The sequence below is a fragment of the Candidatus Megaera polyxenophila genome, from assembly GCF_029982035.1.
Classification (GTDB): domain Bacteria; phylum Pseudomonadota; class Alphaproteobacteria; order Rickettsiales; family Rickettsiaceae; genus Megaera; species Megaera polyxenophila.
Genome location: NZ_CP104166.1, coordinates 377,501 through 403,097, shown reverse-complemented (window position 1 = coordinate 403,097; position 25,597 = coordinate 377,501). Strand labels below are relative to the sequence as shown.

25 protein-coding genes and 1 tRNA gene (1 of these 26 only partly in view) are annotated in these 25,597 nt (G+C 34.6%); 11 read left to right on the top strand and 15 right to left on the bottom strand.

Annotated elements, in window-relative coordinates:
* Positions 1–814: 814 nt before the first annotated feature.
* Complete coding sequence (locus N3Z16_RS02045; protein ID WP_282485819.1) at positions 815–1,198, top strand: hypothetical protein; 384 nt, start codon at positions 815–817, stop codon at positions 1,196–1,198.
* Between the two features lie 10 nt (positions 1,199–1,208).
* On the opposite strand, the gene N3Z16_RS02040 is transcribed toward N3Z16_RS02045, so the two are convergent.
* Together N3Z16_RS02040 and N3Z16_RS02035 are read right to left on the bottom strand one after the other, a co-directional pair.
* Positions 1,209–1,613, bottom strand: a complete 405-nt coding sequence (locus N3Z16_RS02040; protein ID WP_282485820.1) for a hypothetical protein — start codon at positions 1,611–1,613, stop codon at positions 1,209–1,211.
* Positions 1,614–1,836: 223 nt separating this feature from the next.
* Positions 1,837–2,004, bottom strand: coding sequence for a hypothetical protein (locus tag N3Z16_RS02035; RefSeq protein WP_282486545.1), 168 nt, complete (start codon positions 2,002–2,004; stop codon positions 1,837–1,839).
* A 103-nt stretch (positions 2,005–2,107) separates the two neighbouring features.
* Between N3Z16_RS02035 and N3Z16_RS02030 the strand changes: the two genes are divergently transcribed.
* Genes N3Z16_RS02030 through N3Z16_RS02015 form a run of 4 tightly spaced genes read left to right on the top strand, consistent with a single transcriptional unit; the run spans position 2,108 to position 6,300 of the window.
* A complete protein-coding gene (locus N3Z16_RS02030) occupies positions 2,108–4,312 on the top strand; it encodes an ATP-binding protein (RefSeq protein ID WP_282486544.1) in 2,205 nt (734 codons plus the stop codon).
* Positions 4,313–4,323: 11 nt separating this feature from the next.
* Positions 4,324–4,848 carry an isopentenyl-diphosphate Delta-isomerase gene (gene idi, locus N3Z16_RS02025; RefSeq protein WP_282486543.1) on the top strand — a complete coding sequence of 175 codons (525 nt, stop codon included), beginning with the start codon at positions 4,324–4,326 and terminating at the stop codon, positions 4,846–4,848.
* 10 nt (positions 4,849–4,858) lie between these two features.
* A complete protein-coding gene (locus N3Z16_RS02020; RefSeq protein WP_282486542.1) occupies positions 4,859–5,221 on the top strand; it encodes an Hpt domain-containing protein in 363 nt (120 codons plus the stop codon).
* 20 nt (positions 5,222–5,241) lie between these two features.
* Positions 5,242–6,300, top strand: coding sequence for an MBL fold metallo-hydrolase (locus tag N3Z16_RS02015; RefSeq protein WP_282486541.1), 1,059 nt, complete (start codon positions 5,242–5,244; stop codon positions 6,298–6,300).
* Between the two features lie 124 nt (positions 6,301–6,424).
* On the opposite strand, the gene N3Z16_RS02010 is transcribed toward N3Z16_RS02015, so the two are convergent.
* Both N3Z16_RS02010 and N3Z16_RS02005 read right to left on the bottom strand, forming a co-directional pair.
* On the bottom strand, positions 6,425–6,727 hold the full coding sequence (locus N3Z16_RS02010; protein ID WP_282486540.1) for a GNAT family N-acetyltransferase: 303 nt from the start codon (positions 6,725–6,727) through the stop codon (positions 6,425–6,427).
* Positions 6,728–6,776: 49 nt separating this feature from the next.
* On the bottom strand, positions 6,777–9,089 hold the full coding sequence (locus N3Z16_RS02005; protein WP_282486539.1) for an acetate--CoA ligase family protein: 2,313 nt from the start codon (positions 9,087–9,089) through the stop codon (positions 6,777–6,779).
* A 159-nt stretch (positions 9,090–9,248) separates the two neighbouring features.
* On the opposite strand from N3Z16_RS02005, the gene N3Z16_RS02000 reads away from it, so the two are divergent.
* Positions 9,249–9,325 (top strand) — tRNA-Ile (locus N3Z16_RS02000).
* 189 nt (positions 9,326–9,514) lie between these two features.
* Positions 9,515–11,557: a S9 family peptidase gene (locus tag N3Z16_RS01995; protein ID WP_282486937.1), complete on the top strand. Its 2,043-nt coding sequence runs from the start codon at positions 9,515–9,517 to the stop codon at positions 11,555–11,557.
* Positions 11,558–11,949: 392 nt separating this feature from the next.
* Here the strand turns inward: N3Z16_RS01995 and N3Z16_RS01990 are convergent, their stop codons facing one another.
* From N3Z16_RS01990 to N3Z16_RS01970, 5 genes are all read right to left on the bottom strand, one after another.
* Positions 11,950–12,423: a Na+/H+ antiporter subunit E gene (locus N3Z16_RS01990; protein WP_282486538.1), complete on the bottom strand. Its 474-nt coding sequence runs from the start codon at positions 12,421–12,423 to the stop codon at positions 11,950–11,952.
* Positions 12,413–13,972 carry a DHA2 family efflux MFS transporter permease subunit gene (locus N3Z16_RS01985; RefSeq protein ID WP_282486536.1) on the bottom strand — a complete coding sequence of 520 codons (1,560 nt, stop codon included), beginning with the start codon at positions 13,970–13,972 and terminating at the stop codon, positions 12,413–12,415. The genes N3Z16_RS01990 and N3Z16_RS01985 overlap by 11 nt, the downstream gene beginning before the upstream one ends.
* Before the next feature lie 144 nt (positions 13,973–14,116).
* The gene (locus tag N3Z16_RS01980; protein WP_282486936.1) at positions 14,117–15,043 is read right to left on the bottom strand and encodes an L-threonylcarbamoyladenylate synthase; all 927 of its coding nucleotides are present in this window, start codon (positions 15,041–15,043) and stop codon (positions 14,117–14,119) included.
* Positions 15,044–15,064: 21 nt separating this feature from the next.
* The gene (glyS, locus tag N3Z16_RS01975; protein ID WP_282486535.1) at positions 15,065–17,167 is read right to left on the bottom strand and encodes a glycine--tRNA ligase subunit beta; all 2,103 of its coding nucleotides are present in this window, start codon (positions 17,165–17,167) and stop codon (positions 15,065–15,067) included.
* A 3-nt stretch (positions 17,168–17,170) separates the two neighbouring features.
* Positions 17,171–18,040, bottom strand: coding sequence for a glycine--tRNA ligase subunit alpha (locus tag N3Z16_RS01970; RefSeq protein ID WP_282486534.1), 870 nt, complete (start codon positions 18,038–18,040; stop codon positions 17,171–17,173).
* 203 nt (positions 18,041–18,243) lie between these two features.
* On the opposite strand from N3Z16_RS01970, the gene rpoZ reads away from it, so the two are divergent.
* Complete coding sequence (gene rpoZ / locus N3Z16_RS10830; RefSeq protein WP_341850334.1) at positions 18,244–18,642, top strand: DNA-directed RNA polymerase subunit omega; 399 nt, start codon at positions 18,244–18,246, stop codon at positions 18,640–18,642.
* Between the two features lie 137 nt (positions 18,643–18,779).
* Here rpoZ and N3Z16_RS01960 read toward each other — a convergent pair whose 3' ends face one another.
* On the bottom strand, positions 18,780–18,956 hold the full coding sequence (locus tag N3Z16_RS01960) for a DUF2706 domain-containing protein (RefSeq protein ID WP_410519480.1): 177 nt from the start codon (positions 18,954–18,956) through the stop codon (positions 18,780–18,782).
* 428 nt (positions 18,957–19,384) lie between these two features.
* On the opposite strand from N3Z16_RS01960, the gene N3Z16_RS01955 reads away from it, so the two are divergent.
* Complete coding sequence (locus N3Z16_RS01955) at positions 19,385–20,086, top strand: VirB8/TrbF family protein (protein WP_223938999.1); 702 nt, start codon at positions 19,385–19,387, stop codon at positions 20,084–20,086.
* 1 nt (position 20,087) lies between these two features.
* Complete coding sequence (virB9, locus tag N3Z16_RS01950; RefSeq protein ID WP_282486533.1) at positions 20,088–20,843, top strand: P-type conjugative transfer protein VirB9; 756 nt, start codon at positions 20,088–20,090, stop codon at positions 20,841–20,843.
* A gap of 65 nt (positions 20,844–20,908) precedes the next feature.
* Here virB9 and N3Z16_RS01945 read toward each other — a convergent pair whose 3' ends face one another.
* On the bottom strand, positions 20,909–21,058 hold the full coding sequence (locus N3Z16_RS01945) for a hypothetical protein (protein WP_282486532.1): 150 nt from the start codon (positions 21,056–21,058) through the stop codon (positions 20,909–20,911).
* Between the two features lie 115 nt (positions 21,059–21,173).
* Here N3Z16_RS01945 and N3Z16_RS01940 point away from each other — a divergent pair, with 115 nt between their 5' ends.
* Positions 21,174–22,064, top strand: a complete 891-nt coding sequence (locus N3Z16_RS01940; RefSeq protein WP_341850339.1) for an IS982 family transposase — start codon at positions 21,174–21,176, stop codon at positions 22,062–22,064.
* Here the strand turns inward: N3Z16_RS01940 and N3Z16_RS01935 are convergent.
* The 4 genes from N3Z16_RS01935 to N3Z16_RS01920 form a co-directional block, all read right to left on the bottom strand.
* Positions 22,051–22,908, bottom strand: a complete 858-nt coding sequence (locus tag N3Z16_RS01935) for a leucine-rich repeat domain-containing protein (protein WP_282486531.1) — start codon at positions 22,906–22,908, stop codon at positions 22,051–22,053. The two genes, N3Z16_RS01940 and N3Z16_RS01935, sit on opposite strands and share 14 nt — an antisense overlap.
* A 143-nt stretch (positions 22,909–23,051) precedes the next feature.
* Positions 23,052–23,660, bottom strand: a complete 609-nt coding sequence (locus N3Z16_RS01930; protein ID WP_223939002.1) for a phosphatidylglycerophosphatase A family protein — start codon at positions 23,658–23,660, stop codon at positions 23,052–23,054.
* Between the two features lie 91 nt (positions 23,661–23,751).
* Entirely contained in the window at positions 23,752–24,642 is an 891-nt protein-coding gene (locus N3Z16_RS01925) for a HEPN domain-containing protein (protein WP_282486530.1), read from the bottom strand.
* 121 nt (positions 24,643–24,763) lie between these two features.
* A protein-coding gene (locus N3Z16_RS01920) for a HEPN domain-containing protein (protein ID WP_282486528.1) crosses the window boundary here: on the bottom strand, positions 24,764–25,597 show its 3' portion. It continues 57 nt past the right edge of the window; only the last 834 of its 891 coding nucleotides appear in the window; the start codon falls outside the window, past its right edge — the gene reads right to left on this strand; it ends in the stop codon at positions 24,764–24,766.

Sequence of the window (25,597 nt, the reverse complement as noted above, 5' to 3'; positions counted from 1 at the left end):
ACCATTATGCTCTGAAAACTATAGCCTACAGCATGGTTAACCTGCGGCATTTTTGTGGATAACGGCTAAGCATGGATTAAACAAGGTGCGGATGAAGCTAAAGGGAGAATACTGCCCAAATTGCCAAAAATTAAGCAATTTGATTATAAAATCATCAAAAATTCCAATACAAAAGCTGCAGTTCCAAAATCTTATCGACGAGAATAAAAACCCACCCGTTTTTAAACTATGAAACCAGCAATGAGTTCATAGATTACGGAGATATATTTCATAGTATAGGAAATTCAAAATTTGCAACCAGAAAAATCATCAATCAGCTTTTTAAAAATTCGTTTAATAAATATGTAGTTACCAGCCACAATATTAGAAATTATCAACACTTTTACAAAAATCTCTGCCAGAATCTATCTAAAAATAGGTTCAGTTTTACAAATTATGTGGCCAAGACGTGAAAGAAGTGTTCGCCATAATGATGTTATCTAGGCGTTGATAATAATTCATTGGTTCTTATTAATAACAATGGCGGAGATAAACCGTAATAAACTTGCCGCAGATTCATACATTTATTGCAATTATAGCAAAACAGAGGATCTATTTTAAAATTCAACCAAATCATTAATCTCCAACTAATGAGCTTAGTTTTCTTATGAACGATTTGATTAATTGCCTTATATACGATAGGTAATTGTACGCCCCTAGTTCTGAACTCATTGCGGGTTTGAATTTTTACGAAATAAAACCATTATAGCCTTGTATTTAAAAGGTTTGTAGATATATTGAGTATTCATTAATTTTATTTAAGTAACCAAATAGAATGAGCAGAATTAGACGATACAACAAGCTTCCTACTGTTTTGAGAGAAGATGAATTTAACGAATTTGTCTTACCGCATCTTAAAAAAGGCACACGTGGTCCAAGTAAAAAGATATCATTTTTCAAATTATTTAATTACATTCTTAAACTCATGCATACTGGTTGCCAATGGGAACAGATACCAATAGACAAAAATAAAGACGGCATGCCAGAAATTCACTATACTAATATCTATAATGCTTTTAAGTTCTGGGTTAAGCACGGATGCTTTGATAAGATTTTCGAAGCTTCGGTGGCAAGGTTATTTAAAGCTGGAATGCTTGATACTGATATATTACATGGTGATGGTACTTGTACTTCTGCTAAAAAAGGGGTGACAACTTAGGGTATAATGGTCATAAACACACTAAAGGAGACAAGGTTGTACCGTTTTGTGATAGAAACTGCAATGTTATTGCGCCTTTTGTTACTGCTCCGGGTAATAGGAATGAAGGAATCCTGCTTACTCCTGCAATATCAAACTTAAAAAAGATTGTAAAACTAATAGGTATAGATCTCAAGGAAAGTACCATGAGCTTAGATGGTGTATATAATTCACGTAAAAATCGTAAAGCAATTTTTAATCTTGGCATGACTCCTAATATGCCAGAGAATAAAAGGAGTCGCAAGAAATCTAAGCGAGGAAGAAAGCAAACTTTTTGCCGGAAAATCTTTAAAGAAAGGTTTAGAACGATAGAGAGAATATTTGCCTGGGAAGATAAATTCAAACGGTTGTTACTGAGATTTGAATTCCACAGCATAAACCATTATGCTCTGAAAACTATAGCCTACAGCATGGTTAACCTGCGGCATTTTTGTGGATAACGGCTAAGCATGGATTAAACAAGGTGCGGATGAAGCTAAAGGGAGAATACTGCCCAAATTGCCAAAAATTAAGCAATTTGATTATAAAATCATCAAAAATTCCAATACAAAAGCTGCAGTTCCAAAATCTTATCGACGAGAATAAAAACCCACCCGTTTTTAAACTATGAAACCAGCAATGAGTTCAATGTAATTAAATAATTTGAAAAATGATATCTTTTTACTTGGACCACGTGTGCCTTTTTTAAGATGCGGTAAGACAAATTCGTTAAATTCATCTTCTCTCAAAACAGTAGGAAGCTTGTTGTATCGTCTAATTCTGCTCATTCTATTTGGTTACTTAAATAAAATTAATGAATACTCAATATATCTACAAACCTTTTAAATACAAGGCTATAATGGTTTTATTTCGTAAAAATTCAAACCCGCAATGAGTTCTATATATTATTCCGAAATTTGTGAGGTTAAATATGATGATTTAGGATACGATATATACTCTGACCCTGAATTTATGGAATATATAGAGCGCGCTATTACCACCAAGTCACTGCAACTTTCAAATGTGGTAAACTTAACTGATAAACCTGATTCTGATAAAGTTATTAGATTTTTTGAACCTGTATTTGACCATAACAACTATTATAACTTCTTAAAAAGTCCAAAAATCACCATAAAAGGTATCATAGTCGGAACTTTTAGAACAAACGACTTATTGTTCAGTAATTTTATAGAAACCTTAAAAGAAAAAGGTATTGAAATAGAAGTAACAGACAATACTAGTAATAAAAGCAAAGATATTATATTTACATCAATCGACGATAAATCATCCTATTCATTAAGCACTATTGATTTCATTAGCTTTGAAAGCAAAATCTGGAATGTACTATTCAAGCAAAAAACTGAATATTTAGTAGCCCATAAAGAATGGCATCTATGGTATTTGTTACTAGCAGGTTTATTATTTACAGCAATATCTGCGATCCTTACCATGGTAATAACTGGGTATTCTGAAAATATAGAAAGATTAGTAAACCAAAAAACAAAAGATCTGAAAGAAAGTGAAACTAGATTTCAGTTAGCTGTCGAGGGTGTCCGTGACGGTATTTGGGACTGGATAAATATAGAGCAAAATAGAGTTTACTGGTCACCTCAATTCTACAAACTACTAGGATATGAAAACGAAGAAATAGAAGCTTCCTACGATAAATTTATGTCGCTTATACACCCTGAAGATGCTCAAATATTGGCACAAGCTTTAGAAAAACATTTTAAAAATAATAAACCCTTTGACGTAGAATGTAGATTAATGCACAAAACAGGCATCTATAGATGGTTTCAGGCAAGAGGATTGCTAACTATAAACCCTGATACGGGCATTAAAAGAATGACTGGTTCAATTACTGATATCAGTGACCGTAAAAATGCTGAAATAAAGCTGCAAACCGCTAAAGAAGAAGCAGAATCAGCTACCAAAATGAAATCAGAATTTTTAGCTACTATGAGCCACGAAATTAGGACTCCCATGAATGGTATTATCGGTATTACAGAGCTCTTACTTGATACAAAACTTACTCAACAACAACAACATTACCTTAATAACCTACTAACCTCAGCAGAAAACCTTTTAGATATTTTAAATGACATACTTGATTTCTCAAAAATAGAAGCCGGCCAAATGGAACTCGAAAAGTTGCCTTTTAACTTAAAAAAAGCGGTCCAGGAAGTTGTAGATTTATTATCGCCAAAAGCCGAGCAAAAAGGGTTAAAATTATGGGTAAATTTTGAAAAAGGCGTTCACGAATATCTCATTGGAGATACAATGAGAATAAGGCAAATACTTCACAATTTAGTTGGGAATGCCATAAAATTCACTCAAAGCGGCGGAATAACTATAACGGTTAATAACCAGCCTCTATATAAAACCCCCGCAGGAAAAGCCTTGATTGTTGTTTCCGTCAAAGATACAGGTATAGGCATGACAAAAGACCAGTTGAAAATAATTTTTAACAAATTTGTTCAGGCAGACAGCTCAACTACCAGAAAATTTGGCGGTACCGGCCTTGGCCTTGCCATTTGTCAAAAACTCGTAACACTGCTTGGCGGGGAAATTAGCGTTGAAAGCGAAGTCAATATTGGCACTACTTTTTCTTTTAATATGCTACTCGATATTGCTAATGACAATATTAATACTGACCCTATCCGCTCTAAACAAAAAATATCCTTAGATCCTGATCTTACCGGAAATGTAAGAATTTTAATGGTAGAAGATAACAGGATTAACGCTGAAATTGGTAGAGAAATGCTAGAGAAATTAGGATGTGAAGTTATAGTGGCAAAAAGCGGCCCAGCAGCTTACGAAATTTTACAAACTGACAGAAATTTTGATTTAATCTTTATGGATTGTCAAATGCCTGTTATGGATGGCTTTGAAACAACAGGCAAAATAATAGAATTTGAAAATATAAATAATCAAAAACATATTCCAATAATTGCTTTAACAGCTAATTCACTCCAGGGAGATAAAGAAAAATGTATTGCAGCCGGCATGGACGATTACTTATCAAAACCAGTAAGTCAAAAAGATTTTGCCAAAATAGTATCGAAATGGTTAAAATACAAAAAAACTTCTACTTAAATGGGGTATAGATGAGTGAACAGGTAATTTTAGTTGATAAAAACGATAATATAATTGGCGTAGAAGAAAAATTAAAGGCTCATCAGCTAGGGCTTTTGCACCGTGCTTTTTCCATTTTTATCTTACGTAGAAATCCAGAATTAGAATTATTGATGCAAAAACGTGCTCTTACAAAATACCACAGTGGGGGGGTGTGGACAAATAGCTGTTGTGGGCATCCAAGGCCTTCTGAACCACTAATGGAAGCTGCTGCTCGGCGTCTAAAAGAGGAGATAGGTTTAAGCATACCGTTAAAAGAAATAGGGACTTTTACTTATAAAGCACATGTAGGAAATAATTTAACCGAGCATGAAATAGATCATATTCTCATCGGCTATTGGGAAGGGCAACTAACCGCCCCTAACCCTGAGGAAGTAGAAACACTGCAATGGCATAATTTAAACGAAACATTAGCAGAAATGAATAAGCATCCTTCCCTATTTACAGTTTGGGTTAAAGAAGGGTTAGAAATGGTTGTTAATTTTACTAAAAAATAAAGAGCAAAAAATGACTCAGAAACCAGAAATAATCAATATAGAAGCTCTCGATACTGCTAGAAATTTATTAGGAGAGCGTTTTTCAGTAATAATAAAATATTTCTTAGAAGATACAGAAGTATATTTATCGGAAATTGCCAAAGGTCTTAAAGAGAAAAATATTCGCATTATTTTCTCTTCTTCTCATACAATAAAATCTTCTGCTAAGCAACTTGGTATCGATAGATTGTCTGATGTAGCAAAACAGACAGAAAGTTTATCCCAGGAAATGATGGATAGTGGCAATCAAGCTTGGGAAGATTTAGAGGGACTTTATAATAAACTAAAGAATGAATTAGATAAAGCAATTCCTGAATTAAACAAATTTTGTTAAACCTTTTCTCTCTTGCGTATATGTATAAATATACTGTCATTTTCATACTCGCCATAATATTTTTTTGCTACTTTTCTTTTGCATATTCTAAGTATTATAATGGTAATGTTAGCGATCATTTTGATGGTAGCAGATTTTTTGACTCCGATCTTAACAATGAGAAAAACTTTTTTGATTTTCTTAAATGGCGAGTTACAGAAAAATCCTCTCCTTGGCCAGATAAAGTACCAAATAATCAATTTGATTTACCGCCCGCAAGGGTCATGGGATCTGATCTTAGAGTTTCTTATGTCGGGCACGTTACATTTCTTATCCAAACACAAGGCCTTAATATTCTTACCGACCCCGTCTGGTCTGAAAGAGCAAGTCCCGTTAGTTTTGCAGGACCGAAACGGGTAATAGACCCGGGAATTAATTTTGAGCATTTACCCCCTATTGATATTGTTTGGGTTAGCCATAATCACTACGATCACCTGGATCTTGCAACTATTAACTTATTATGGCAAAAACATAAACCACGTATTATTACCCCTCTTGGCAATGACACAATAATCAAAGCCTCCAATTCTGAAATAGAAGTGGAAGCTTATGATTGGGGAGACCAGGTAATAATTAATGATTATGTAAAATTCCACATAGAACCTATGCAACATTGGTCAGCAAGGGGATTATTTGACCGTAATAAAGCCTTGTGGGCAGCACTTAACATTGAAACCAACTCCGGTAATATATACTTTGTAGGCGATTCCGGATACGGAAATGGAAGATATTTTAAAAAAGCCAGAGAAAAATTTGGTAGTTTTCGTTTAGCTCTACTACCTATGGGAGCTTATGAACCAAGATGGTTTATGCAATATGCCCATATGAATCCTGAGGACATGGTAAGGGCTTATATTGACCTTGGTCGTCCCTTTACTGTACCTTCTCACTATGATGTATTTAAACTGACCGATGAACCAAGGGGAGAGGCTTTAATCAAACTAGAAAAAGCAAAAAAGTTTCTATCTGTAGGAGATAAAATTAGAAACCTTGAACCAGGTCAGTTCTGGTTAGTACCATCCATAGCAAATGCAGAATAGGTAGTAATAAGACAAAATTTAAATTTTTATTTTGTGCTCAGTTACTGCCCTATACTTAACAGAAAAGGGGTTAATATAATAAGTTTTATCTACTCTCTACAGTTTAATACCTAATTCCGTGGAATTATAAATCATAAACCAATCTATCTGTACCTTTTTTACTATGCGGTATTTCCTTAAAACCTGCTTTTTTATAAGGTTCATGAAACATTGGATGTAATAAATCAGTAAATAAGGTTTTGATTTTGCTAGAATGCGCATACTCAATCACATATTCCAGCAATAAATTGGCATTAATATAAAATTCCGGTATTGCATCAAACATACATTCTAACGTTACTGTTTTACCCGTCGTTATTTTTCGAACACGGGCAATACCCAAAATTTCATCAAAGTTGTTCTTTTTATTCTCAACTACAAAAACCATTTCCTTATCATAATCAATTTGACTTAGACGAGTGGAGACCAAAGACGTTTCATATTGGCAGGGACGATAGAAGTTGCGAATGATTTGCCAGTTTAATTTTATTTAGAGCATCATTTAACGCTGCAGCATCTTTAGATTTCACAGGCCGTAATATCAGATCCTCGTAACCTGGTATTGCTATCTTTTTAACTAAATGATGTGGATAAGGCACTATTGCCAGACGGTTATGATTGGTAACCCCAAGATTGACCTTAATACGGGCATCTAAAGCAATAACCCCTTGGTTATCTGCAAGCAAAGGATTGATGTCTAATTCTTTAACCATCGGCAGATCTATAACTAGCTGCGATAAATTAACCAGACATTGCACAATAGCTTCTATATTTGCCGGCTTCTCATCGCGATAACCTTTGAGCAAATTATAAATTTGAGTACGCATCACCAATTCAGTTGCTAATTCAGGTGTCAAAGGAGGCAGTGCAAGAGATTTGTCCTTTACCATTTCAACAGCTTTACCGCCCTTACCAAAAAGCATCACCGGACCAAACACACTATCTTCTGAAACACCTAATATTAACTCATGTGCCCCAGAACGCTCAATCATCTCTTGGAGGGCAAAGCCTTGAATATTAGAATGAGGATGGGTCGTTTTATAACGCTGCAGCATGTTTTCTGCAGCCTGTAGCACCGCTTCTGGGGATTCTAAATTCAAGACCACTCCTCCTGAATCAGATTTATGGGTAATATCCGGCGAAAGAATTTTAAGTACCATCTTACCTTTCATTTTCTTTGCGGCTTTATAGGCCTCTTGTGGGTTCTCTACTTCAACAGTTTTTACAGTTGGTATATTGTAGGCACTTAATATGTTTTTTGCTTCAATTTCAGTTAACCATTCTTGTTGATTGTCAATTGCCTTTTGCAAAATATCGCAAGCAATTTTATGATGGAATCGTTGATGCTCTTCGTGAGAGACTAACGATTTTTTCCTATTATAGTAATATTCAACCATGCGCTTAAACCCTTCTATTGCACTTTCTGGAGTGGCATAAGATGGAATATCATTAACCGCAAATAATTGCCTTGCCGCAGCAGGAGCACCCTCTCCAAGCCATGCCGCAATTAACACAGGTTTTGGGTTTCTATTGTTTGCCTGATAAGCATTTAATATCGCTTCAGCTGGTTGTAAGCTAGGTACAATTGCTACAGGACAATTCAGAACTAGAATGGCATCAACATTGCTATCTTCCATAATAATACGAAACGCATTTGCATAACGTTCTCCTGAAGCATCACCGATAATATCAACTGGATTACCGTGTGACCAGGTAGGCGGTAGAACTTCATTTAAACGAGCTATTGTTTTGTCCTCTAACTGAGCTAATTTACCCCCAAGTTCTATAAGTTTATCGGTAGCTAGAACCCCTATACCGCCACCGTTAGTTAGAATACATAAACGATCGCCCCAAAGTCCTTGAGTACGCGCTAGTGTCTCCATAGTATCAAATAATTCATTCATATCATACACACGCAAGAGACCACAACGTTGAAAAACCGCATCGTATACGGCATCAGCTCCGGCGAGTGATCCGGTATGTGAGGCCGCAGCTTTTGCCCCCTCTTCACTACGTCCAGTTTTTAAAACTATGACAGGTTTTACTAACGCTGCTGCTCTTGCTGCTGCTATAAAACTGCGAGCATTCGTAATAGCTTCAATATATAAAATAATAGTCTTGGTTTCTGTATCTTTTGCCAGATATTCTATTGCTTCTCCAAAATCAAAATCTAGCATATCCCCCATTGATACCACATGCGTAAAACCTATATGTTTGCTTTTTGCCCAATCAAGCACTGCTGTGACTACTGCACCGGATTGACTGACAAAACCTATATCGCCTACCTCTGGGGTTACGTGAGCAAAACTTCCGTTTAGGCCAATAGGAGGTATAAGAAGTCCTACACAATTTGGTCCAATTAGACGGATATTATAGTGCTTTGCTATTTCAATTAACTCTTTTTTACGCCTTAACCCCTCCTCTCCTTCGCTAGAACCAAAACCGGCAGAAATAATAACTGCAGCTCTCGTCCCTCTTTCACCAAGTTGTGCCAGTACGGGTGGAATACCAGCAGCCGGAATACAAAAAATAGCTAGATCTGGAGTCATTGGGAGACTTTGAACATCTTTGTAACACAACACCCCTTCTATAGACGGGCTTTTTGGATTAACAGGCATAATGCATCCACAAAAACCACTTTGTAATAAATTCTTGATAACCACAGAACCTATAGAATTAGGCCTACTACTTGCTCCTATAAGTGCTACGGAATTTGGCTTCAATAGAGGTTTTAGGGTTTCTATGCTCATAATTTTTACAAATTGTTAATTAATGTATTAATAATATGATACTTTATAAAAAATAATTAATTAAGCTTTTGTTGGCATCTAAACTGCAAAATTATGTTGTCTGAGGTTTAAACTTGACAAAGCTAGATATTTTAATAGAATTGGTTCACCCATTTACATGGGCTTGTAGCTCAGCTGGTTAGAGCACACGCCTGATAAGCGTGAGGTCGGAAGTTCAAGTCTTCTCAAGCCCACCATCAGTTTTTTCTAGTTTCTTATACAAAGAAACTTTTGCACTATTCAGGCTAAAATTTACCAAGCCTTTGACAATTTATAACAATATTAAAAATATATACTTGTAAATGCTAATTAAACTATTAATATTAGCCGTTTTGAGCTACAACAAATATCAAAATCCTTTAGAAATTATTAATCAAGGAATTAATATGCAACCCCCTCCAATAGCAAAGAAAATACCTTATAGCTTTAAAATACAAGATACTGAAATCGAAGATGAATACCATTGGTTAAGGGGAAAAGGCTGGCCGGAAAAAATTACGGATAAAGACATACTAAATTACCTAAAAGAAGAAAATGATTACTTTAGTCATTTTATGACTCCCTTAGCTAAGCAAAAAGATATGATTTTTGAAGAACTAAAAGGTAGAGTCAAACTGGCTGATCAATCTACTTACACTCAGAAAGATAATTATTATTACTACTGGCGTACTGAAGAAGATAAGGATTATATTATCTACTGTAGAAAGCGTGACTCCATACAGAATCCGGAAGAGATTCTCCTTGATGTCAATAAATTAGCTGAAGGTAAAAAATTTACTACTATTGGTGCTTTTGCTATAAGTCCTGATCATAAACTTATGGCTTATTCGGCTGATTTTACTGGTGGTGAAAAATATACTATAGCACTATTTGACCTAGCAAATAAGAAATTTTTAGCTGATCAAATTCAAAATACTATTGGTGATGTGGTCTGGCATGAAAATGGAGAAGGTTTTTTCTATACTCCATTGGATGAAAATTGGCGTCATGATAAAGTTATGTTTCATAAGCTGGGCACAAACAGCAATGAAGATAAATTAATCTATCATGAGCAAGACGTTTTATACTCGGTTTCAGTAAATAAAAGCTCTAGTAAAAAATATATTATTATCCACACGGGCGGTCATGATAGTAGCGAATCCTATTATTTACCTATGGATGACAAAAGCTTTACCCCTATTCTTATTCAAAAAAGAGCTGATAAAATTCTTTATTCAGTAGACCATGGTGCTAACTATTTTTATATGTATAGTAATCAGGGGGCGAAGAATTTTCATATTCTAAAAACAGATAACATCAAACAAGGTTGGGAAGAATACATAAAGGAAGATCCTAATAAATATCTATCAGGTTTTGATTTAACAGAAAAATATATTTTACTAAATTACCGACATAACGGTCTTCCCTTGATTGTTGTCAAAGATTTAAAAACCGGAGAAGCAAAACTAGTACATTTTCCTGATGAATCATATACAGCTTCCGGTTATAGTACTAATTTTGAGCATAACGATTTACGTATCGACTACTCGGCACCAAGTAGACCTAATACAGTTTATAAATATAATTTTGATAATGAGCAGCTTGATATTTTAAAAATTCAGGAAATTCCTAGTGGGTTTGATCCTGATGAGTATGTTACCAAAAGGATATTTGCTACTTCTGGAGAAGTAAAAGTTCCAATAACTTTACTTTATAAAAAATCCTTATTTAAGAAGGATGGCTCAAATCCTTTATATTTATATGGCTACGGCTCTTACGGCTATGGCTTGCCGCCAGCCTTTAAAAATTCAGCCATTTCTCTGGTAAACCGTGGGTTTGTTTATGCCATTGCTCACATTAGAGGCGGAGACGATCTAGGCCACGACTGGTATGAAGCAGCCAAATTCCTTACTAAAAAAAGAACATTTGAAGATTTCATTGCCTCAGCTCAGAAATTGATCGAAGAAAAATATACTGCTAAGGGAAATATAGTAATAGTTGGCGGAAGCGCCGGCGGTATGCTGATAGGCAACGTTATTAATGAAAAACCGGAATTATTTAAGGCAGCAATTGCGCATGTTCCATTCGTGGATGTTCTAAATACTATGCTTGATGAAACTTTGCCTCTTACTCCTGGTGAATTCAAAGAATGGGGAAATCCAAAAGAAAAAGCTTATTTTGATTATATAAAATCCTATTCGCCATATGATAATGTCAAAGCTCAAAACTACCCTCACTTGATGGTTACCGCAGGGCTTACCGACCCCCGGGTTGGTTACTGGGAGGCTGCAAAATGGGTAGCACGGCTTAGGCACAAAAAAGCTGATAATAACGTGATAATTTTTAAAACTAATATGGATTTTGGTCACAAAGGGGCTTCTTCGAGATTTGATTACTTAAAAGAAGCGGCAGAAGATATTGTCTTTATCCTCAAGATATTCAGTAGATAAGATTTGTTATCAATTCCTAATAATTTGACAGATTATCCCGTGGTGATCATCATCTTAATAACCATTATTTCTAAAAAGTAAGATAATTCCAATAATCTACTTAAAACAAATGATATATTTTTTGTTATGATTTCTTTGCATATACACATCCATTTTTCATGGATTCCCAAAAGTTAACGGTCATTAAATCTATGGTATTGCCCTGCATAGCTGATGATTAATATAGAAACCAGTGATATTTTCAGTTCCCTCTAACTGCATGCTTATTTGCTATCTACTTTAATTGTAAAACACTATCCGTTACACTTCAATCTTGAATCCGCCTGTATTATTTTTTTTCATACACCCATTAGCTTGATTATTGCATTTCTACTTAAAACCTTATTAGAAACTTACTTAATTATAATTTCTTCTATTTTCCTATCCATAGTACCATCTTGTAAATCCCTCATAAACTTAATATCTAAGGCATGAACTAAAAGTTTATTATCTTCTGTACTAAGAGTAACAGTACCGGGGGTGAGTGTTATGGAATTAGCATATATAACCACACCTAGTTCCGTATTTTGCACAGAGATAATAGGCTCTAATAACGGATATATACTAATATTTCGCCTCCAGGCGATTTTGGATACAGAAATTGATGACTTAATTATCTCTGCAATTAACCAAAAGGCATATTTCATCGATTTTAAAATATCGATATTAAGTTTTGTAGGCAGTAAAGATAATTTATGAGCAAAATAATAAACTATAGATGGAGTTAGAATTGCAAAAAAAATATACATAAGGTCAGGTTTTATACCGGTTAATCCAAGCCAGATAATAAAAAATACCAACAATGATATAAATTTTTTAGTGTCCACTTAAACCACTCCTGTCATTATCAACTGTAGACGTAAAAGGAAGAAGTAATGTGCTTAAACAAAACATCAATGCTATGATAATAAATATGTTATTAATTGCAATAATAAAGGCTTGTTGATTTATTGTATTATCTAATAAGGCATAAGCTGCAAGCTTGGGGTTATCTACCTTGCCATATAACATTTCAGTAAAAAAGCCTAATTGCTCTTGGACAAGAGGTGAAGTAAATGCCATATTGTCTTTCATGCTTTGGGCAAAAATTTTGGATTTTGAAATAATAAGGCTATTAATAAATGCCAGTCCTATAGCACCTCCAAGATTTCTTGTTAGGTTATATAAACCACTCGCATTTTGAACTTTATCTTTAGGCATCGTTCCAAGAGCAAGATCATTTATCGGCATAAAACAAAACATCAAGGCTATACCTCTAACCATTTGAGGCAAGAACAGCTCCCAGAATCGTGAGTCAGCAGTTAGAAAGCTATTTAAGTAGCAACCTAGCCCAAATGTCAAATATCCAATGGCCAGCATAATTCTTTTATCCAAACCAGAATCAAATACCTTTGCCGCAAGAGGAGCCGAGCACAACTGACATAGCCCTGTTATAATCATCGTTATACCTATTTGCAGAGTATTAAATCCGGCTACCGAAAATAGAAATAAAGGAAGAAGATATACCACACCGTAAAGGCCTACACCGAGAATAAAAGAATATATACAGCCAAAAGAAAAATTTCTGTTTCTAAAAGCCCCAAGATCAATAATCGGGCTTGAAAAAGTAAGTTCCCTGATAATTAGGCAGATAAAACCAAGCAATACTAATACAGATAGAATTAAAATATAAGTATCGTCTAACCAATCTTTCTTATTTCCCTCTTCCAAAACATATTGTAAACAGCCCAAGGTCATAATCATTAAAGCTATACCTAAAAAATCAAAATTAGAAAGCAATTTAAGATTTGGCTTATCAAAATCTACATATATATACACAGTAGTACAGACAAATATTCCAGGAATTAAGTTAAGTAAAAACATAAAATGCCAGGATATATTTTCTGTTATATATCCACCAAGCGTAGGGCCAAGAGTGGGAGCAAGAGTTACGACAAGACCTATAATCATACTAACTTTAGTACGCATCTCTTTTGGAAAAATAATAAAAACTGCGCCAAAAGCAGTAGGAATAAGAGCACCACCAAAAAAACCCTGCATCGCTCTAAAGATAATCATAGATTCAATATTCCAGGCAAGCGCGCACATGAGACTCATAACTGTAAAGCCAAGAGCAGCTATAAAATATAAAATTCTTGTCGACAATAACCTTGCCAAAAAGCCCGTCGCCGGAATAATTATGACTTCAGCTATCAAGTAAGAAGTTTGAATCCATGATAACTCGTCACCTGAAGCAGATAAGCCAGCTGCTATTACTGAAAGTGAACTTGCTACTATTTGTATGTCTAAAATAGCCATAAACATACCAACTATCATCGCAAAAAATGCTATAACCTGTTTGGGATTTATTTTTACTTCAGCCGAAGAATTTTCCATATAAGTTTTATTCTTATTTAGTATAGCTAAGCTAGTCTATTTAAATATTAAAAAATACTCTATTAATTAGCAAGAACCACTTGTATTATGCTCTTAAGTTAAACCTAAAACAGCACATTAACAAAAACAATTGATTAATTGTTTTTAGAAAGTAGCTCTAATAAGACGATCATTAATAGCAAGTCCTATAGATTCATTCGGAATCGGTGCAATTGCAATTCTCTGGAGTGAATTTACCCTCGCATAATCATCAAGTGTGTGTAAATAGCTAAATAAATTTGCCGCTGCTATTGCTAAATCGCCAGTAGGACTTAAATTTAAAGATCCTTTAGAATTTAATTTACTACCGCCGAAATTGAGCCCTATTTCTCCTTCTTCTAAAGATATTGCATTAATTCTTATGGGGGTTTTAGGGGCATAATGAGTATACATCATACCTGGAGCTTTTATGGCTGAAGATTTTGTAGCAATTTCCACCTGCCTATCAATTATTTGTTCTATTATTTGCGGAGTAATAAAACCAAAGCGCAAGATGGTAGGCACTGAGGTTGAAAGATCAATAATTGTCGATTCGAGTCCATATTTAGTAGTGGTTTCTGAGTCAATAACAAATACGCTCTCACTTTTGAAACCAGCTTTTACGTGCCTATGTGAGGTTGGGCTTAAATACCCTGACTTATTAGCGCTTGGAGCTGCAATTGGTACTCCGCTTTGGATTATTAAATCACGAGCAACTCTATGAGCCGGTACTCTAATTGCAACAGTAGATAATCCGGCTGTTACGCATTCTGCTAACCTACTGCTATTTCTTCTTGGTAATACCATAGTTAGAGGACCAGGCCATAATTTACTAAGCAAATAAGCTTCCTTATTAAAAATTGCCAACTCCTCTGCTTGCTCTAGACTTGCAACATGAACTATTAGCGGATTATTACTTGGCCTCCCCTTAGCCTGATATATTTTAAGGCAAGCCTCCTCGTTAAAAGCATTTGCCCCAAGTCCATACACTGTTTCGGTTGGAAAGGCCACTAATTCACCAGCTTGGATAAGTTTTACAGCTTCCGCAATTATTGCCAAATCCTTCATAAAACCTTATAACTGATCAAAATTGGCTACCTTATTAAATAGCTGCTTTGTCCGAGCAAGTAGCAGTAACCTGTTATTAGCAATTTTTGCATCACTATCCATCACCATAACATTATCAAAAAAATTACCTATCAAGTTATTTACCTTTGCGAGTTCCTTCAAACTCTCTGAAAACATCTTCTCCTCTATTAGAGAGTCAATTTTAGGAGTTGCTAATTTTAGAAATTCCAGTAATTTTTTTTCTTCCTCCCGGTGGAGTAAATTGGTATTTATTTCCCCATTTAATTTAGCACTACCAAGGATGTTACTTGCTCTTTTATAGGAATTTAACGAGGTCTTGCCATCTTCAGTATCCAAAAAACTATTTAATGCTTCTAGTTTCCATTTTATACTACACAAGGAAGGTTCTAGTCGGCAATTTACAACTGCATTGACTCGTGCCAGATCAAATTCCTCTTTGAAATAATTTTTTACCCGGTCTTCAATAAAGCTAATAATTTGGTCAGCATCTTCAGAATTACTATTTACTCCCTTAGGGTAAAGGTCACAACTATGCTCGATTAACTTTTTCAAATCCTGTTCAAGTCGATTCTCTAGAATAATTCTTATAATACCAAGGGCCAACCTACGAAGCCCATAAGGATCTTTTGAACTGGTCGGTTTTTCTCCGGCTAACATTAAACCACATAAACTATCAATTTTGTCCGCTAGTGCCAGCACTGCTGACGCATCTCCACCAAGATTAGGATCACCGGGAATAGAATCAGAAGAACCTCGAGGTTTATAATGGTCTCGAATTGCTATTGCTATTTTTTTATCTCTCCCTTCAGCTATTGCGTAGTAATAACCCATTATTCCTTGTAACTCTGGAAATTCGCCGACCATTTCCGATACTAGATCACTCTTACAAAGTAATGCCGCATCTTCTGCTTCTTTCTGCTGAAAATGTGAAGTAATATACTTGGTTAACTGAGCCAACCGGGCCGTCTTCTGCTTCATAGAGCCTAGTTTTGCATGAAAAATAACTTTATCTAGCTTGTTTAAAGAATCTAGAAGCGGTTTTTTTAAATCCTGTTGGTAAAAATACAGGGCGTCAGAAAGCCTAGCCGATAGCACTTTTTCATTACCTTTAATAATTATATTATCATCAGGCGACTTTATATTGCTAACAAACAGGAAAAAAGGAACAAAAAATTCTTTTTTAGTAGTATCAAACACTTCTCCTTTTTCACTAAATTTAGTTTGTCCAAAAAGGCTAAAATATTTTTGATGAGTCCTCATAGAACTAACCAATACTTCGCTTGGCAATTCTAGGAATCGATCTTCTATTCTTCCGCATAATACGACTGGATATTCTGCAAGACCAGCAACTTCTTCAAGTAGAGCTGGATCGTCTTTTGCTAGATAATTAGTTTTATATTTTTTACTTAGAATCTCTATTTTTTCTCTAATATCATTACTGATTATAGCTTTTCTTTCCTCTCGGTCTAAAATAACAAAATTTTCTTCTAAATCTTTTTTGTATCCAGCAAAATCCTTAACCGATATTTGCTTTGGACTCATGAACCTATGGCCAAAAGTAATATTATTAGCAGTTAAATGGCCTAATTTGAAAGGTATTACTTCGCCATCAAACACACATAAAATATTTTTCAGCGGCCTGACCCATTTTATTTTATAATCAGACCAATACATTGATTTTGGCCAAACATATTCTAAAATTGGATGAGTTAAACTATCAAGGAGAGCTAATTTGGTAGGCTGGCTAGCTATTTCTTTTTCATAAAAATAACATTCTACCCCTTTTACTTCTCTTACAATCAAGTCAGCTTTGCTAATATCATTAGATTTACAAAACCCTTCAATTGCAACCGGCAAGCTATCTGTTCTTGGCCCTTTGATAGAAATAAACTTACCTTTAATTTCTTTAGCAACCCCATTTACAAAAATTGCTATTCTCCTTGGGCCGGTAAATATCTTAATTTCCTCAAAGACAATTTCTTTTTCCTGAAAATATTTCTTAAAAATGTCAAGATAGGCTGTCTCTGCTCTTGCCTGCATCATTGCTGGGATTTCTTCACAAAATAATTCTATCAATAATTCGCTCATAAATTAGCACCCCTGAATTTCAAGCCATTTCTCACAAGTTATTTTTGCTAGGTTTCTTACCCTTGCAATATAAGCAGCGCGCTCTGTTACGCTAATTACACCTCTGGCATTTAATAAATTAAATAAGTGGCTTGCCTTAATGCAATAATCATAAGCCGGTATAGGCAGGACTGCTGCTATTAACTGCTTACATTGGTTTTCTGAATCAACAAAATGCCTGGTTAGCATTTCTACATCGGCTAATTCGAGATTAAACTTTGAAAACTGCTTTTCAGCTTCAAAATCGACCTGTCCATAAGTTAGGGCTTTATCACCTTTTTGACCGTTCCAATCCAGATCCTTTACAGCATCAACCCCTTGAATATAAAGAGCAAGTCTTTCTAGACCGTATGTAATTTCTCCAGCTATCGGCCGGCAATCTATTCCCCCTATTTGCTGCATATAGGTAAATTGCGAGACTTCCATCCCATTACACCACACCTCCCACCCTAGGCCTGAAGCGCCAAGTGTTGGAGATTCCCAATCATCTTCTACAAATCTTATATCATTGATTTTGCTATCAATACCTAACTTCTTTAGACTCTCCAGATAAAGATCTTGAATATCATCAGGGGATGGTTTTAAAATAACTTGAAACTGGTAATAATGCTGCATCCTATTTGGATGTTCTGCATATCTACTATCTGTAGGACGGCGTGAAGGCTGAACATAAGCTACATTCCATGGATTAGGCCCAAGACAGCGCAAAACCGTTGCCGGATGAAACGTACCAGCTCCCATTTCCACATCATAAGGCTGCAAAATAGCACAACCATAGTCTTGCCAAAAATTTTGTAATTCTAATATGATTTGCTGAAATGATAATTTGTTCATGTGAGTATTGTCTTCGTAATGTAATTAAGCCGTTGGCTGCAATATACATCGATATCAACTAAAAATCACCTAAGAAATTTAATTAAAGTTATTATAATAAAGGCATTTAGTAATACACCAGCAATTTGAATGGTTATTTTTCTTGTAGGAATAAACAAAATATATTAGAATAAGTGTTATTAATTCGAAAATATTTTGAGGTTATGGCCAGAGTAACAGTTGAAGATTGTGTTGAACAAATTACTAATAGGTTTGAGCTAGTATCGCTTGCAGCTCAAAGAGCAAAGTCAATAAGTTGTGGTTCTCCTATAACAATAGAAAGAGATAACGATAAAAACGCCGTAGTAGCATTGCGTGAAATTGCTGCCAAAAATCTGGATATACCACAACTACGAGAAGAATTGATTGGTAGTCTTCAGACTCGAAATAAAATAGACTTCGTAGAAGACGAAAACCTACATGCAGAAAGTCAGGAAACTATTTCTGATGAAATAGATATTTCAGATGAAAACGCACTCATATTTGACGACGAAGACAATCTAAATTTTGAAGAAAATGCTTTTGACGATAATATAACAGAAGAAGATTTGACCAAATTATAGAGCATACTAATGCTTTTTCCCTCAAGGTATTAATGGCAATCTTTAACGTTTTAACTTGTTTAGATTAATACCTGATTACTTATGCAATGCCATTCTAAACATCCGCAGCATTTAACTACTTAATAAACCTAATGTTTTTAAGTAACGATATAACCTATATTTACTGGCACTCTTACACAAGGGCTTATTGAATATGGATTATCTGAATCCCCTGCTACACAAGGACTTGTGATCTCATAAGGAGCAGAGGGCGTACATGAATATAAACCATAAAAAAGAAACATTAGCAAAAAAGTTCTAAAAAATTTTTTCATAATCACAAGATACTAAGCTTTATTGTAAAATATTAGAAACTTAAGTTAAATTTTTTATCTGTGGAAGATCATAACTCTTAAATTACTTATAGTACAAGTTAATTTCTCTATTATAATTTATATCCTGCATTGTCAAAAAAGTTACCATAGATTTTGTTGCAGATTTACACAATAACAGCTTCAATATCAAGTTGAATTTAAAAGTTAGGTATATACCCAGTAATTCACTAATTAGATAACCATATTACTCAGCACAAGTTTTATATGCTGTAGCTGCAACAATAAGAAGTTATTTCATTAAATAAAAAACTTAGTTGCATAAATATATACGATTTCGATCTAAAAGTTTATAGAATGATAACGTATTTAAGAAATTCTCTTAAGAAACGGGATATGTAGTCTTTGTGATATAGTAATATATAAACCCTATGGAACTTTTTTATAAATCGTTAAAAACCTACGTTGAATCCGGCGAATATTTTATTGATACACAAAATTGGTATAAATACAAATATCTCCACCCGTTTTCTCACAGATCTCTTCTCTTTATATTGACTGCCACAATATTAATTTTGTTTACGATCATTATAATAAATATTTATAACTTATTCCCAATTATCACACCTATTAGATATTCTATTCTAACGGAATCCGGCGAAAACAAATCCGCTCAAATTATTAATGCGGAACAAATAGATAATAACCCTCTCGCTTCAATCGCCGATATAATGCTTAGAAACTACGTAACCCAAAGAGAAACATACGATTATAATAACCTCAAAAAGCAATTTATTTACATCAAAAACAATTCGACGAGGATTGTTTTTAGAAGGTTCTATAATTTTATGAATATAAATAACGTCTCCTCTCCGGTACTACTATATCAAAAAGATATAAAAAGAACTATATCCATAATATCCTCACGCTTTTTGAGCGATACAAAAACTGAAATTAAATTCCTCTCAATTGCTAGAAATGGCAATGGAGAAATTGTCGAAGATATGATTTGGCGGGTTGTAGTAGAGTACGAAATTGATCAAATAGACACTAACTCACCTCCTGGATCAAGATTTAATTTTGCAGTCACTGATTATCAGCCGCAACTGCTAGAAGATAAAAAAAAGAAATAATATGAAAAATCTCTTAACCTTTATTGCTTTGTTATTTTTTAGTTTAAATGCTTTTGCAATAAGAGAATCGAGGCCCACGCCTATAGATTCTAGAATCAGGGTAATGGTATATAACCCCAACGATGTATTTAAATTTACTGGTTATTATGGGTATCAAGCAAGTATAGAGCTTGGTAATGGCGAGGAAGTTGTTAGTATTTCGATGGGTGATACAACCTCTTGGCAAATAGTACCAGCTGGATCTAGGATTTTTATAAAACCGATGGAACCGGATGCAACGACCAATATGACCCTTATTACTAATAAAAGAACTTATTTTTTTGAACTATATGCTCAGGAAACCACAGATATAAGAGATCCTGAAATGGTATTTAATGTTAAGTTTTTATATCCAGATGAGGAAGAAGAAGATCATGTTAGGACTTTTTCTAGCAGTGCCGCCACTGGCATCGCTGAACCTGATCTCAGCCACCCGGAAAAATTTAATTTTTATTACTCGATTAGCGGTAATGAAGAAATTGCCCCAATTAAGATTTTCGATGATGGCCAGTTTACTTACATACAATTCAGGGACAAGAATATGGAAATCCCCGCCATTTTTGCGGTAGATGAAGATTTAAGAGAATCTATGGTCAATTTCAAATTAGACCCAAAGAACAATAATTTTATTATCATAGAACAGGTATTTCCAAAACTTACTCTTCGGGCCGGAAAAAAAATTGTGTGTGTGTTTAACGAAACATTTAGACCTTTCTAGGGCCGAATCCTCTTCTATTAGTATTTTTACCGTTCCACAGTCTACACAGAAAATGAAATTACCCCTTAACTGTCTACTTCGGCATCTTCCCCTACCAGTTCTATAGTACTGGTAGTAGGAAGATCAAATTCCAAAATGGCGTCCCCTTCTATTAAACCTGGAACATTCTGGGATTTTATGTAATGGACAAAATTAATTGTAGTTACTTCCGCCACATAAGATACCCCAGTTCGGGATAAGGATTGCATAAATATATAGTAGATACAAGGGTTGCAAGATGGTGATGCCTGTGATAAAGCTCTTTTTTAACAAAAAATGGCAACCACAGGCATGAAAAAAGATATCACGGAATTGTACAGCTTTATAGATGATTTTTGCCAAATTTACTCTGGTTACGAAAAAAAGCAATTATTACCTGGCAATAAACAGCGAAATCGCTTATGTAGTATGAGCTTGAGCGAGATTATGACGATCATGGTAATGTATCATACGTCTCATGCAAAGAACTTTAAATATTTTTACAAAACTTGTATAGAGTATATCCACAAAAACGATTTTCCGAATGCCTTAAGTTATAACCGTTTTGTAGAACTAATGTCTAGATTATTTTTACCGTTTAATATACTTTTGCATATGTTATTTGGCGAAGAAACTGGCACATATTTTATGGATACTACCGCAATCAAAATCTGCCACAATAAAAGACGCTATAGGAATAAAACATTTGCTGGGCTTGCCAAGCAAGGCAAATCATCTATGGGCTTTTTTTATGGGTTTAAATTACATTTAGTGATCAACGAAAAAGGTGAATTTATCGCGCTAAAAATGACTAAGGGAAACGTAGATGATAGAGTTCCTGTGCTTGATCTAACAACGGATTTAACTGGTTTTATATACGCCGACAAAGGTTATATTAAGCAAAATCTATTCATTAATTTATATGAAAGAGGATTGAAAATGGTGCATGGAATTAAAAAGAATATGCCAAATAAATTAATGGATTTAAACGAAAAAATCTTACTACGCAAACGAAATATAATTGAAACTGTATTTGATTATTTAAAAAATAAAATGAACCTTGAACACACGAGACATAGATCACCAATCAATGCCTTTGTGCATATACTATCCACGTTTATATCATATTGCTTTAAAAAAAATAAACCTTCAATAAATTATAGTTTTGATTTATCTCTAAACTACGCGCTTATCCCGAACTGAGGTAAGATAATATTAAATAGAAAATATCGGTTTTCTGAACTATTTCAATATCTGAACTATTTATAAGCTCTTGTATGTATTTTCCAGGTTTTTTGGGCACATTAAAATCTTCAAGAATTTGTTTATATTTGCCTAGTTTTTCACTAGTAAAAGATAATTTCAAATTAGAAAGGGTAGTATTAGATTTTAATTTAATCGATATATCTTTTAAAGATTCAATATTTATAGGATTATAAGATAAATCTAAACTGGTAATGGTTTTACTAGTTTCAATTAGCCCATTTAAACCCGTCCACCTCCCTTCAGTAATACTACTATCAGATAAACTCAATTTTTTAATATTTGGCAGGGTTGCCGCCAACACAGTTATATTGGCTAACCCTTCGTAATCAACCTTAACAGCCGATAAATTCAGCTGAGTTATAGTGGATTTTCCTTGTAAACATTGATATAAGAAAAACAAGCTTTTAGCACCTAATATATTTAAAGATAAATCTAAGCTTTCAAGAGGAGATTTTTTAAGTATATCTGATAAAGAGCCGATAACTGCAAATCCACCATCACCTGAATCACCTATTTTAGTAGCGGCAAAGCTCAAAGATTGAATAGTTTTGTTGCCCTTTAATGCAAAAGCCACCTCTAGTATTCCTTTGTCTCCTATTTCATTAAAAGACAAATCTAGCACTCTAACCTTTTCATTATTATCTTTAATGGCTTTTGCAAGCTTTATGATATCCATAGCCGGCGCTTTCACTAGACGTAAATCACCGCTAGTTTTACGAATTAACCCTTCATAATCTTTAGAAGCTGACCCAAAAAACTCTTTAGCTTTATGTTCTTTCATAGAATATTTATTTTTTGTTATAAATTACAACCATAAGTAAATTTATAACAATTTACAAGAGTTGATTTATACAATTATTGGTTTACGATAAGCGTTATATGCTTGGTTTTAAAGCTATTTAAAGGTATTTTACACTCAAAACGTTAAACAACCGGAGGAAAAAAGTTTATGATAAAGAAAACTATAACATATTGACACACGACAGCAAATAAGGCTGCTGCTACGTCATCGATCATTACTCCAAGCGCTCCCTTAATATTAGAGTCAAGCCAATTTATCGGCCAGGGCTTAAGAATATCAAATGCTCTAAATAAAACAAACGGCATCAAAAACAGAAAAATAAAATCAATATAAGCTGCATCAATTTTTTGTGGCATAGAAGAACTATACACAAAGATTACGGAAAAAGAGGTTAATATTATGGCCAGCATTTGCCCAACTACCTCATCAATAACAACTTCTTTAGGGTCTTGTTCCTTTGTATCTTTAATATATATTTTTGTAAAATAAGTACCGGCAAAAAATAGAATAATAGTAGCAAGTATCTCTATTAAAAAAACACTTAAAAATTGCTGCTCATTCGGGTTATACCCTGATATGTAAAAAACAACTTGGTGCTTTAAGCTAAAATCCATTATTATATAGCATATCGGAAAGGCAATAAGAGAGCCAAAAGTTCCCGGAGCAATTTTTATTTTGCCTATATAACAGGCAGTTACTATAAATTCAGCAATTTTATCCAAGTATTTCATTAGCAATAATTTTTAAAGAGTTTTTATATATAATTACATTAACTGCAAAAAAAAGCAAACATAGGCCTGCATTTCTGCAGTTACAGTAGGTTTATTTGATTTCATTTATTCGCCTCGTGCAGATCTCTTCTGTTACTGATTTTAATTTCTCAATCCTATTTATTAAGCAAAGCAGCTGCTCTTCAGTGATTTTATAATTTTTATTGTAACGGGCTTCAGTGTAAGCTGATTTAAGCAAAACAAATATCTCCTCCTGCTCTTTAGTATCTCGCGGGAATATTTTAAGCAATTCATCACTATAATTGCTAGCTAGGCTACCAAGCTTTTCAATATCATGCAACCTTGGTTTATAGCCAGTAAATACCAGCAGAATTGCAGAGTAGAAGCTTTCAGTTGCTTGATGAAGCAGAAAAGCTGATAAGGGATAATTACCTCTTTCTAATGGATATTTACACTCTATAAAAAACTCTGTTCCCCTATAAAACCATTGCTCAAAATCGTCTTTAGCTATTTGCTTTCTCTCCTCCTGTTTTAAATCTTTCGGTTCAGCTAAAGTAAATTCACCGCTATCATAAAGCAGTATTCCCTCTTTTTTAATATCCGAGAAAAAATACTGGCTTTTCTCCAGCTGCTGATTAAGGTATTTTATCGGCTCAACCACAAAGGTTACCCAAGGCGCTCCGAATGTCTTCCCCCTTAAGCCTTTGCGTTCAAGGCGTTTGGTTAAATCCGATTCAAAAGAAGCGCCTTTAGGGCCACGATATTTCGGACTTTTAGTTACCACTAGAATATCCAGATCACTTTCATAGCTATAGGTTATATGCCCTTCGACATACCAATCCCGTACCCAAGTCCCTTTCGCATAAGAACCAAAAAGGATAATCATCGCTACCTGATCTTTTGCTACCGCCAGAATTTCCTGAACAATAGCATCCAGCCTTTCTTTTATTACTAAAGAATTTTCAGGAAGAGAAGTTTTCATCTGACTCGAATTTTAATTAGAAAGTTTTTATGGCTGCGCTTCTATAGAAATTTCTATATATAATTACATTAATTGTAGAAAAAAGCAAACATAGGCCTGCATTTCTGCAGCTATAGCAGGCTTATTTGATTTCATTTATTCGCCTCGTGCAAATTTCTTCTGTTACTGATTTTAATTTCTCTACTCGTTTGATTAAGTATACTAGCTGTTCTTCGGTGATTTTATAATTTTTATTATAACGAGCTTCGGTGTAAGCTGATTTAAGCAAAACGAATTTTTCCTCCTGCTCTTTAGTATCCCGCGGGAATATTTTGAGCAATTCGTCGCTATAATTACTAGCCAGGCTACCTAATTTCTCAATATCATGGAGTCTAGGTTTATAACCGGTAAATACCAGCAGAATTGCAGAGTAGAAGCTTTCAGTTGCCTGATGAAGCAGAAAGGCTGCTTTAGTAAGCAGGGCCTGCTTAGTATAAAAATCAACACCTAATAAAAACTCCGTACCACTTCCAAACCAAACATCAAAATCGTCTTTAGCTATTTGCTTTCTCTCTTCCAAGTTTAAATCTTTAGGTTCAGCTAAAGTAAATTCACCGCTATCGTAAAGCAGTATTCCCTCTTTTTTTATATCCGAGAAAAAATACTGGTTCTTCTCAAGCTGCTGATTAAGGTATTTTATCGGCTCAACAACAAAAGTTACCCAAGGCGCTCCGAATGTCTTCCCCCTTAAGCCTTTGCGTTCAAGGCGTTTGGTTAAATCCGACTCAAAAGAAGCCCCTTTAGGACCGCGATATTTCGGGCTTTTAGTTACTATCAGAATATCCAGATCGCTTTCATAGCTATAGGTTATATGCCCTTCAACATACCAGTCCCGCACCCACGTCCCTTTAGCATAAGAACCAAAAAGAATAATCATGGCAATTTGGTCTTTCGCTGCCGCCAAAATTTCCTGAAC

What these genes read in the sequence shown, in the direction of transcription:
- N3Z16_RS02020 (WP_282486542.1), top strand. Translation starts at nt 4,859, where the DNA reads ATGACTCAGAAACCAGAAATAATCAATATAGAAGCTCTCGATACTGCT.
- virB9 (WP_282486533.1), top strand. Translation starts at nt 20,088, where the DNA reads ATGAAAAATCTCTTAACCTTTATTGCTTTGTTATTTTTTAGTTTAAAT.
- N3Z16_RS02015 (WP_282486541.1), top strand. Translation starts at nt 5,242, where the DNA reads ATGTATAAATATACTGTCATTTTCATACTCGCCATAATATTTTTTTGC.
- idi (WP_282486543.1), top strand. Translation starts at nt 4,324, where the DNA reads ATGAGTGAACAGGTAATTTTAGTTGATAAAAACGATAATATAATTGGC.
- N3Z16_RS01955 (WP_223938999.1), top strand. Translation starts at nt 19,385, where the DNA reads ATGGAACTTTTTTATAAATCGTTAAAAACCTACGTTGAATCCGGCGAA.
- N3Z16_RS02010 (WP_282486540.1), bottom strand. Translation starts at nt 6,727, where the DNA reads ATGGTTTTTGTAGTTGAGAATAAAAAGAACAACTTTGATGAAATTTTG.
- N3Z16_RS01925 (WP_282486530.1), bottom strand. Translation starts at nt 24,642, where the DNA reads ATGAAAACTTCTCTTCCTGAAAATTCTTTAGTAATAAAAGAAAGGCTG.
- N3Z16_RS01970 (WP_282486534.1), bottom strand. Translation starts at nt 18,040, where the DNA reads ATGAACAAATTATCATTTCAGCAAATCATATTAGAATTACAAAATTTT.
- N3Z16_RS01940 (WP_341850339.1), top strand. Translation starts at nt 21,174, where the DNA reads ATGAAAAAAGATATCACGGAATTGTACAGCTTTATAGATGATTTTTGC.
- N3Z16_RS01935 (WP_282486531.1), bottom strand. Translation starts at nt 22,908, where the DNA reads ATGAAAGAACATAAAGCTAAAGAGTTTTTTGGGTCAGCTTCTAAAGAT.
- N3Z16_RS02040 (WP_282485820.1), bottom strand. Translation starts at nt 1,613, where the DNA reads ATGCTGTGGAATTCAAATCTCAGTAACAACCGTTTGAATTTATCTTCC.
- glyS (WP_282486535.1), bottom strand. Translation starts at nt 17,167, where the DNA reads ATGAGCGAATTATTGATAGAATTATTTTGTGAAGAAATCCCAGCAATG.
- N3Z16_RS01960 (WP_410519480.1), bottom strand. Translation starts at nt 18,956, where the DNA reads ATGAAAAAATTTTTTAGAACTTTTTTGCTAATGTTTCTTTTTTATGGT.
- N3Z16_RS02030 (WP_282486544.1), top strand. Translation starts at nt 2,108, where the DNA reads ATGAGTTCTATATATTATTCCGAAATTTGTGAGGTTAAATATGATGAT.
- N3Z16_RS02035 (WP_282486545.1), bottom strand. Translation starts at nt 2,004, where the DNA reads ATGAGCAGAATTAGACGATACAACAAGCTTCCTACTGTTTTGAGAGAA.
- N3Z16_RS01985 (WP_282486536.1), bottom strand. Translation starts at nt 13,972, where the DNA reads ATGGAAAATTCTTCGGCTGAAGTAAAAATAAATCCCAAACAGGTTATA.
- N3Z16_RS01995 (WP_282486937.1), top strand. Translation starts at nt 9,515, where the DNA reads ATGCAACCCCCTCCAATAGCAAAGAAAATACCTTATAGCTTTAAAATA.
- rpoZ (WP_341850334.1), top strand. Translation starts at nt 18,244, where the DNA reads ATGGCCAGAGTAACAGTTGAAGATTGTGTTGAACAAATTACTAATAGG.
- N3Z16_RS02005 (WP_282486539.1), bottom strand. Translation starts at nt 9,089, where the DNA reads ATGAGCATAGAAACCCTAAAACCTCTATTGAAGCCAAATTCCGTAGCA.
- N3Z16_RS01930 (WP_223939002.1), bottom strand. Translation starts at nt 23,660, where the DNA reads ATGAAATACTTGGATAAAATTGCTGAATTTATAGTAACTGCCTGTTAT.
- N3Z16_RS02045 (WP_282485819.1), top strand. Translation starts at nt 815, where the DNA reads ATGAGCAGAATTAGACGATACAACAAGCTTCCTACTGTTTTGAGAGAA.